This window comes from Diaphorobacter sp. J5-51 (assembly GCF_001023515.1).
In the GTDB taxonomy this organism is placed as follows: Bacteria; Pseudomonadota; Gammaproteobacteria; order Burkholderiales; family Burkholderiaceae_C; genus Diaphorobacter; species Diaphorobacter nitroreducens.
Genome location: NZ_JSYI01000069.1, coordinates 1 through 1,048 on the forward strand (window position 1 = coordinate 1; position 1,048 = coordinate 1,048).

Here is a 1,048-nt window from a genome sequence, read left to right on the forward strand (position 1 = left end):
TTTCACGCCATTCGCACTGGCAAAAATAGTGTGAACAGGCCCTAGCGTAGGGACGTCACAGTTCAGATAAAAAAGGCCTGCAGCGCTTATGCAGTAAGCGCTAGCAGCTATTGAATCGATAGTGAACCCGTCAGCGCAGCACCAGCACCGGCACGCTGCACAGCCGCAGCAGCGCGCTGGTGGTGCTGCCGACGATGAGCTGGCGGATGCGCGAGTGCCCGTAGGCGCCCAGCACCAGCAGTACGTTGCCGTGCGACTGCAGCAGGGCCGGCAGCGCCTCCTCCGGCACGCCCGGCACGATCTGCGTGGTGATGTCGAAGCCTGCGGCCTCCAGGTGTGACTGGGCGCTTTGCAGCGCTTCCAGCATCTCCAGCGTGGGCTCGCCGGCCAGGGCCAGCAGGCCGGGCATGCCGCGCAGCAGCGGGCTGCGGCCCACGGCCTCTACGGCGCGGCGCGCGGTGGCGCTGCCGTCAAAGGCCACGACGAAGCCCGCCGGCGCCACGAACTCCGGCATGGTCACCACCATCACCGGCTGGCGCACGTTGCGCACCACGCCTTCCACGCGGTAGTCCAGCCGCAGCTTGCGCGCGGCGGTGGCGCGGTGCTGGCGCCCCAGCACGAACAGGCGCGCGCTGGGTTCGTGCTCCAGCAGCACGTCGGTCAGCTCGCCCTGGCGCAGCAGCGCCTGCAGCGAAGGCACGCGGGCGGCATCCACGCGCGCCTGGGCCTCGGCCAGCATGCGGCGCGCGGCCTCCTGAGCGACGTGGCTGCGCTCTTCATCGAGGGTATTCAGGCGCTGCAGCAGCAGGTCCTGCGCGCCCATGCCGATGACGCCGCTGTAGTCGCCCACGGGCGGCATAGGTTCAGGCCGCTCCAGTGCGTGCAGCAGCGCCAGGGGGGCCTGCAGGCGCTGCGCGGCCCACAGGGCCCCGTCCACCACGGCGTGGGTGGTGGCCAGCCCGTCGATGCAGGCAAACACGGTGTCGTGGGTGTTCATGGCTTCCTTGTATGGATGCCTCCCGGCAATGAGTAGTAACCCGCATCGCTG

General features: G+C 69.2%; 1 protein-coding gene. It reads right to left on the bottom strand.

Translation table 11 applies throughout. The features are described 5' to 3' along the window. Positions 1 to 130: 130 nt before the first annotated feature. On the bottom strand, positions 131 to 997 hold the full coding sequence (locus OX89_RS09000; RefSeq protein WP_047350371.1) for a universal stress protein: 867 nt from the start codon (positions 995 to 997) through the stop codon (positions 131 to 133). Between the last annotated feature and the right edge of the window lie 51 nt (positions 998 to 1,048).